Source organism: Streptomyces sp. SPB074 (assembly GCF_000154905.1).
Classification (GTDB): domain Bacteria; phylum Actinomycetota; class Actinomycetes; order Streptomycetales; family Streptomycetaceae; genus Streptomyces.
The window spans coordinates 3,746,237-3,749,793 of sequence record NZ_GG770539.1 but is presented as its reverse complement, the minus strand read 5'-3'; the positions used below and the strand labels follow the sequence as shown (position 1 = coordinate 3,749,793).

Annotated in this window: 3 protein-coding genes; all 3 read right to left on the bottom strand. The window is 76.4% G+C overall.

What is annotated here, in order from left to right; genetic code table 11:
• Nucleotides 1–57 precede the first annotated feature (57 nt).
• Nucleotides 58–933, bottom strand: a complete 876-nt coding sequence (locus SSBG_RS15530) for an alpha/beta hydrolase (protein WP_008747050.1) — start codon at nucleotides 931–933, stop codon at nucleotides 58–60.
• Nucleotides 934–1,403: 470 nt separating this feature from the next.
• The gene (gene kynU, locus SSBG_RS15525; protein ID WP_008747049.1) at nucleotides 1,404–2,657 is read right to left on the bottom strand and encodes a kynureninase; all 1,254 of its coding nucleotides are present in this window, start codon (nucleotides 2,655–2,657) and stop codon (nucleotides 1,404–1,406) included.
• A partial coding sequence (locus tag SSBG_RS15520; RefSeq protein ID WP_234010545.1) for a tryptophan 2,3-dioxygenase family protein occupies nucleotides 2,650–3,557 on the bottom strand: 908 nt, incomplete at its 5' end. The genes kynU and SSBG_RS15520, both read right to left, overlap by 8 nt.

Here is a 3,557-nt window from a genome sequence, read left to right as displayed (position 1 = left end):
CGCCTCCTCCCCCGCAGACGGCTCACGCGCCCGCCCCGTGAGCGGCCGGAGCGGCGCTCACCAGGCGAGTTGCGCGATCTCCTCCGCCACGACCGCCGAGGCGTCCGCCGCCGGGTCCACGAGCGCGTAATGCCCGACGCCTTCCAGCAGCGTCACGCCCACGGGCTCGCCCGCCGCCGAGGCCGCGTCGGCGAAGGACTCGGCGACGGCGGCGGGGACCTCGGTGTCGTCGCGGCCCTGCACGAGCGTCGTCGCGATCCCGGTCGGCAGCAGGCGGGCCGGATCGGCGTACGGCAGGCGCGCGCCGAATGTCGCGGCACCGCCCAGGAAGGGCTCCGCGGCACCGTCGCAGACGCCCAGTTCGCGCGCGAGGGCCAGGTCGGCGAGGGGTGCGAGCGCCACGACGCCGCGCAACGCGGGCGGCTCGGCGCGGCGCCACGGCGCGTCGGCGGGGAGGACGTGGCGCGCCGCCGCCCACAGCGCGAGGTGACCGCCCGAGGAGTGCCCGCACAGCACGGTGCGCGCGGGATCGGTCCTCGGGAGCGCCTTGCCCGCGAGCTCGGGCAGCGTGTCGAGCAGGACGGAGAGGTCGTCGAACGTCTCCGGCCACCGCCCCGGCCGCGCCTTCGCGCCCTGCCCCGGCAGGCCAGCGCCTCTGCGGTACTCGGCGAGCGCGACGGCGAACCCGCGCCGCGCGAGCAGCCCCGCGAAGGGCGACAGGTGCGCCCTGTCGTACGTGGCCCGCCAGGCGCCGCCGTGCAGGACGAGGACCAGGGGGTGGCCGCCGGGGTGCGCGGGACCGCGCGGGGCGTAGAAGTCGACGAGCTGGTCGGGGTGCTCGCCGTAGGACAGGGTGGCCTCGGGCGGCACCCCGCGGTGCGCGAAGAGCGATTCCGCCTCGGCGGCCTCGCGGGCCACGGCGTCGTCCGGCATGTGCGACCTCTCAGCGTTCGCGGTCCTGCGGGTCCGGTCCCTGCGGGTTTCGCGAGGTGTGCGCGGCCCCCGCGGTTCCTCCGGGGCCGCGCGGGCGGCCCCCTCCGACCGGCCGGGACGCTATCAGCGGGTGACGTGCGCGGATACGGGTGCGGGGTGATCCGGCGGGCCGCGCGCCCGCCGTGGTGCCGTTCCCGCCGCGCACGGCGGCCTCGCGCACGCACCGTGCACGGCCGGGAACAGCACGGGACCGTTTGACCAGGGAAGAGCCGGGCAAACCTCTGCCTTGCGGCAATCCACCCGAAAGGGGGGAATCGACGGCGCGGATGTGGGAGCGGGCGGAGGGTTGGGTACGGAGCCGACAGCGCCGCCCCCGGCCCGGGGCCCCTTCCCACCAGGCCGAGCCCCACCGAACTCCCGCCCCCCGTCCCCCGCCCCCCGCGCCTCTCCCTCTTCTCACCCCACCGCCCTCACCCCACCGCGCCGAGCTCCTCCCCCAGCACCCGCGCCGCGCGCTCCGCGTCCGCGAATCCCACGTACAGCGGGGTGAAGCCGAAGCGCAGGATGTCCGGCGGCCGGAAGTCGCCGACGACGCCGCGCGCGATGAGGCGGGGCATCAGCTCGGCGGCGCGCGGGCTGCGCAGCGCGAGCTGGCTGCCGCGCTCCTCGTGCGCGGCCGGGGTGACGGACTCCAGGCGTCCGGGCGGCGCGTACCGGTCGACGCACTCCAGGAAGAAGTCCGTCAGCGCCAACGACTTGGCCCGTACGGCGGCGAGGTCCACGCCCTCCCAGACGCCGAGCGCGGCCTCCAGGGCGAGCAGGGACAGGATGTCGGGGGTCCCGACCCGCCCGGCCGCCGCGCCCTGCGCGCGTTGGTAGGCGGGCCGCATCCCGAACGGTTCCGCGTGCGAGTTCCAGCCCGGCAGCGGCGAGTCGAACGCCGCCTGGTGCGCGGCGCGCACGTACAGGAAGGCGGGGGAGCCGGGGCCGCCGTTGAGGTACTTGTACGTACAGCCGACGGCCAGGTCGACGCCGTGCGCGTCGAGCCCCACGGGGAGCGCGCCCGCGCTGTGGCACAGGTCCCAGACGGCGTACGCGCCCGCCTCGTGCACGGCGGCGGTGAGTGCGGGCAGGTCGTGCAGGCGCCCGGTGCGGTAGTCGACGTGGTTGAGGAGCACGGCGGCGGTACGGGGGCCGAGCCGGCCCGGGACCTCGGCGGGCAGCACGGGGACGAGGCGGTGCCCCGTCAGCCGTACCGCCGCCTCCGCGATGTAGCCGTCGGTCGGGAAGGCCGAGGAGTCGACCAGCACCTCGTCGCGGCCCTCTCCGGCGAGCCGGACGGCCGCGACGAGGGCCTTGAAGAGGTTGACGCTGGTCGAGTCACCGACGACGACCTGCCCGGGTGCCGCGCCGACGAGCGGCGCGATCAGCTCACCGACCCGCTCGGGCGCCTCCCACCAGCCGCTCTCGGTCCAGGAGCGGATACCGAGCGCGCCCCACTCGTGGCCGACGACGTGGGCGAGGCGGCCGGGGACGGCCTTCGGCAGTGCGCCGAGCGAGTTCCCGTCGAGGTAGACGACGTCCTCGGGGAGCGTGAACCGCTCCCGCACCGGGCGCAGCGGGTCCTCGGCGTCGAGCCGGTGGGCGGTGGCCCGGAGCGCGGCGGCGGTGTCGTCCCCGGACGCGGAACGTGCGGATGCGTCCGCTTCGTGGCGCTCAGACATTGCCGCGCGCCGTCCACAGCTCGGGGAAGACGCTCTTCGCGGCGCGTTTCTCCAGCCAGGCGACGCCCGCGGAGCCGCCCGTGCCCTGCTTGGAGCCCATCGCGCGGCGGGTCGCGGTGAGGTGGTCGTTGCGCCATCGCCACACCAGCTCGCCCACGTCCGTGAGTGCCTCGCCGAGCCGCACCTCCTCGCCGCGCTGATCGCCCCGGTAGATCTCCGCCCACACCGCCTCGACCTGCTCGGACGGCTCGTAGCGGCGGCTGAGGTCGCGGTCGAGGACGGAGGGCGGCACGGGGTGGCCGCGCCGGGCGAGGAAGCGCAGCGCCTCGTCGTAGAGGCCGGGCTCGTGGAGCGCCTTCTCCAGTTCGGCGTGCGCGCGCGGCGTGCCCCGGTGCGGGACGAGCATCGCGGCGGACTTCTCGCCGAGCAGGAACTCCAGGCGCCGGTACATCGCCGACTGGAAGCCCGAGCCCTCGCCGAGCGCGCCGCGGTAGCTGTTGAACTGGGCGGGAGTGAGCCCGGCGAGCGGGAGCCAGGAGGCGTTGAGGGCGTCGAGTTCGCGGCGCGAGCGGCGCAGCGCGTCGAGCGCGCGCGGCAGCTCGTCCTCGCGCAGCGCCCGCGCGGCGGTCTCCCACTCGTGCACGAGGACGGTGAACCACAACTCCATGACCTGGGTCGTCACGAGGAAGACCATCTCGCCGGGGTCCTCGGAGCGCAGCTCCTGGAGGTGCGTGAGGACGTCGGCGTGGACGTAGTCCTCGTAGGGGGTGCTCCCGGCGAATTCGAGGTGCGGGGCCTCGGGCGCCTCGGCGCCCGGCTCAGGGGCCTCGGCGCCCGGCTCGGTGGGTGGGGCGACAGGCGCGGCCGGTTCGGCGGTGCCGGGGGCGGCGGTGGCGCTGT

Bases quoted from the DNA above. Each gene is read 5' to 3' on its own strand.
- SSBG_RS15530 (WP_008747050.1), bottom strand. From the start codon at position 933: ATGCCGGACGACGCCGTGGCCCGCGAGGCCGCCGAGGCGGAATCGCTC.
- kynU (WP_008747049.1), bottom strand. From the start codon at position 2,657: ATGTCTGAGCGCCACGAAGCGGACGCATCCGCACGTTCCGCGTCCGGG.